This window comes from Streptomyces sp. NPDC020845 (assembly GCF_044334165.1).
GTDB lineage: Bacteria > Actinomycetota > Actinomycetes > Streptomycetales > Streptomycetaceae > Streptomyces.
In genome coordinates this window covers 1-3,551 of sequence record NZ_JBIRSJ010000069.1, presented here as the reverse complement: position 1 = coordinate 3,551, position 3,551 = coordinate 1, and the positions used below count along the sequence as shown (strand labels likewise).

Sequence of the window (3,551 nt, the reverse complement as noted above, 5' to 3'; positions counted from 1 at the left end):
ACCTCACGAGCCATCCAACCCAGCGTCCTACGGCACGCTACGAGCGGCCAACCCGACCGCGCACCGCTACAGCCAATACAAGTCGGGAACCTCAAGGACAGGACCTGGCGTTGCCGAGGAGGCAGGCTCTTCAGTATCTGCAGCATGTCGTGGCGTGCTTCGAATTCCGCAAGCGCATCAGGGCTTGGCACCAAAGACGTCGGCTCCGGCAACTCATCGACGGGCGCTTCCATCTACACGCTTCCGACCCTGCGGGCCCACATCCGGCCTGCGGCTTTGCAGACATACGCACGTGGGTGCTTGACGCTGTCCCAGCGTCTGAGCAGCTCGATCATGCAATCCTGGGCGATCTCCGCGGCGATTGCCGCAGGAACGCCACTCACGATTAGATACACGATCAGCCGATCGCTTCCCGGTAGAACACGGCGAACGCCCGGCCGGCTGCTGCGCGCTCAAACGCCCGATGACTTTCCAGAGTCGGAAGGGGCGTGCTGGTTCGGCCAGGTTGCCAGCGCCCTCCGCCGAGTCGTAGATACTCACGCCGCGTTCGTCCCCCCGAGTTACAGGTGGACTTGATGCGGACGCTGTGTCCGTCGGGCCGCTGCTCCACGACCTCCGCCTGTCCGCCTTCGGCGATCGACTGAGTCACCGAAGTCAGGTACTGGCGCTGCACCTGCTCGTGCCGGGTGCGCCAGCGCAGACGCAGCCACAGGCCAACCAGCAGACACACCTTGCCAGAGACAATCGAGACGATGGCCAGGACCACGGTTGCCGTACCAATCCAGTTCCCCTCACGAAAGGCCGGGCCACCGCGCCCGGCACAAGTTAAGAGGCTCAACCCACCGTCACCGTGTAACCGCAACACCAGATTTGTCGCAATACCCTGGCCAGCAGCTCGTCACTTCGCGCACCACCGTCCAGGCACAACCCGATCATCCCACTGACCTTCCATCCCAAAGACGACCGAGCCGAAACCTTGCCCCCCTTGCGGAGACCCCTCAGCCGCCAGCCCAGCAGGCGCTTGACACACTATTTATGTGCGTGAGGGCACCTGCCGACTGTCTCGCCACGGCGCCGCAGAGCCCGATAGGGCGCTCACGCCCTGGGAGTGCCCCGTCTGCCAGCGGACATCAAGGGGCATTACCTCGCCTTGACACGGCAGGCACCTTGCTGCCGAGACACCCGAGCACCGGCTGCCTGCGGAAACACGCCGACCGAGGCCCTTAAGCCCGCAGCTTCCCCCTGTCGCATGGGGAGCACGAGATCGTGCTCCCACCTCGAAAGGGGGTCGAGAGCCGACAAGGGGTTCTTATACCTCTCGATGCAGAGAGCATCCGAATCGATCGGGTGACGTCGGGGGCTTGCAGTTGACGACGGCGCGTGGGGGCGCGGTACGGCGCGATAGGTCTACCGGATCGGGTGACGGACGAATCGGGCACCGTTGACACGTCTGCGAGTTGGGAGCACGAGGGCTCCCAGAGGGCTCCCACTTGCTCCCAGCCCGGAAACGGTTAAGGCCGCCTCCGCTACCCGCGGAAACGGCCTCCGACCTGCGATGATGCTGGTCGGGACGACAGGATTTGAACCTGCGACCCCTTGACCCCCAGCCCAGCGACCACTCTTGGTAGCCAACCGTTTCACTCTGTAGCGGTCCGCTCGGGGCGGTACGGAGCGATACACCGCCAGTCACAGAGGGAGCCCCGCACGCGTGTCACCGCCGTCGACAGCGGCGCCAACATTCACACTGCCGCAGAGGCCGAGGGGGCCGTTCACGTCGCGGGGTCGACATGTGATCCTCGTCGACACCGCCTTCACCCCCCTTCGCCCACACTCCATTCCCGCAGAGACGAATCACAAGCCGGCCCGATGGAGTCCCGCGCGGCATCGGTATATGATTTTTGGTATGGGTGAGCGGTACGAAATCGAGCTTGAAGCGGAAGTCCAGCAGTGGCTGGACTCGCTCCCACCCGCCGACTACCTGCGCGTGATGAAGCTGGCCGACTTCCTCGCCGACCATGCCGAGACACTCGGCGAACCCCAGACCCGCCACCTGGGCGGCAAGCTACGCGAACTACGGTTCTCCCTGCACCGCCGCGAACAACGCATCACCTACTGGCTCGCCCCCGCCCGACGCATCGTCATGCTCACCGTTTTCCACAAGACCCGCATGCGCGAAACCGCGGAAGTCGACCGCGCCCACGCAGCCCAGCAACGGTGTGAAGCCAAACACCGCCCCGCCGACAGCCACGAGATCTACGACCGCAACGTGAAGGAGGAAGAACTGTGAACCACTCCACATGGAAGACCCGCCGAACCAAGGAACTGGCCAACGAGGAGACCGGTCTCGCCCCCCAGGCTCAGCAGATCTACGACGAAACCGGGCTGGCCATCGAAATCGGCCGCACCGTCTACCAGCGCCGCACCGAACTGGGCTGGTCCCAGACCGAACTCGCCCGCCGCGCCGGCATGACCCAACCCGCCATCGCCCGCCTCGAAACCAGCCTCACCCTCCCCTCCACCCGCACCCTCCTGCGCGTAGCAACCGCCCTGGGCCAGCCCCTCCACATCACCATCGGCCACGCAGCCTGACCAGGAACGACGAGTTTCCGAACGGCACACGACCGGACGGGACCGGTGCTTGGTGCCACTTCCAGCGCACCAGACGACGGTGCCAGGTCAGCAGCGTGCCCGGGGTGACCAGCCGATGGCGGCGTACGGCGGGTGGGAGGTGCAGTGCGAGAGCGCAGAGCACGCCACGATCAGCCCAGGAGAGCCGCGGCCGTTCGATCTGCCAGCGAAGCACAGCGACCTCATGACGAAGCGCAAGGATCTCGGCGTTGCTCGCGGCGGGCGATCGGCCCAGCAAGAGGAAGCAGCCCAGCAGTCGGCAGAAGATCAGGTAGCGCAATCGCAGACCCACGATCACTGATCATGCCCATACTTGAGCGATCGAAAAGCCCCAGGTCAACCACCATGCGGCAATAAAGACACCCTTCACCGGTGTACTTGCTGTCCCGATCGCGAATCAGGAAACGCAGTGACTCCAAGCGCGGGCCCAGTTCGAGGGCGAGGTTGCGGGCTTGCTGCACCGTCCACCGCGCGGTCGGGTGAGCGGTGACGCCGGCGATATGCAGTCGGCGCGTGCCATGTTCGAGGAAAACCAGCGCGTAGACCCGACGGAGATCAATCAGGTCGATGTGGAGGAAGTCGCAGGCGATGATGGAGTCGGCCTGCGCCGTCAGGAAATCTCGCCACGTTGGCCCGGCTCTCCGGGGAGCAGGACCTACGCCAGCCGCGGTCAAGATCTTCAGACAGTCGAGGCTCCAACGTGATGCCCGAGCCGTACGAGCTCACCTTGGATCCGGCTACACCCCCAGCGTGGATTCTCCGCGGCCAGCCGCAGCACCAGCTCTTTGACCGCCTTCGTGGTCGGTGGCCGACCGGGCTTGGTCCGCCGTGTCGGCGGCGGCTGAACCGTGACCCATTTTGGACGGTTGAGTTTGGACCCTTTCGCGTCGTCGGTGGTCTTGTTCAGTCTTTGTCGGTGGCAG

General features: G+C 64.9%; 4 protein-coding genes and 1 pseudogene. 2 read left to right on the top strand and 3 right to left on the bottom strand.

Going from position 1 to position 3,551, the window contains the following annotated elements:
• Positions 1–397: 397 nt before the first annotated feature.
• The gene (locus tag ACH4U7_RS53080; RefSeq protein WP_398534926.1) at positions 398–766 is read right to left on the bottom strand and encodes a hypothetical protein; all 369 of its coding nucleotides are present in this window, start codon (positions 764–766) and stop codon (positions 398–400) included.
• A gap of 1,137 nt (positions 767–1,903) precedes the next feature.
• Between ACH4U7_RS53080 and ACH4U7_RS53075 the strand changes: the two genes are divergently transcribed.
• Both ACH4U7_RS53075 and ACH4U7_RS53070 read left to right on the top strand, forming a co-directional pair.
• Complete coding sequence (locus ACH4U7_RS53075) at positions 1,904–2,287, top strand: type II toxin-antitoxin system RelE/ParE family toxin (RefSeq protein WP_398534925.1); 384 nt, start codon at positions 1,904–1,906, stop codon at positions 2,285–2,287.
• Entirely contained in the window at positions 2,284–2,589 is a 306-nt protein-coding gene (locus ACH4U7_RS53070; protein ID WP_014181294.1) for a helix-turn-helix domain-containing protein, read from the top strand. The genes ACH4U7_RS53075 and ACH4U7_RS53070 overlap by 4 nt, the downstream gene beginning before the upstream one ends.
• Here ACH4U7_RS53070 and ACH4U7_RS53065 read toward each other — a convergent pair.
• Both ACH4U7_RS53065 and ACH4U7_RS53060 read right to left on the bottom strand, forming a co-directional pair.
• The gene (locus tag ACH4U7_RS53065) at positions 2,567–2,920 is read right to left on the bottom strand and encodes an integrase (RefSeq protein ID WP_398534924.1); all 354 of its coding nucleotides are present in this window, start codon (positions 2,918–2,920) and stop codon (positions 2,567–2,569) included. The genes ACH4U7_RS53070 and ACH4U7_RS53065 overlap by 23 nt on opposite strands.
• A 79-nt stretch (positions 2,921–2,999) precedes the next feature.
• Positions 3,000–3,457, bottom strand: a pseudogene (locus ACH4U7_RS53060) (helix-turn-helix domain-containing protein); the annotation flags it as partial.
• Positions 3,458–3,551: the final 94 nt, after the last annotated feature.

Excerpts from the sequence above, each read along its gene's own strand:
- ACH4U7_RS53075 (WP_398534925.1), top strand. The coding sequence starts at position 1,904 with ATGGGTGAGCGGTACGAAATCGAGCTTGAAGCGGAAGTCCAGCAGTGG.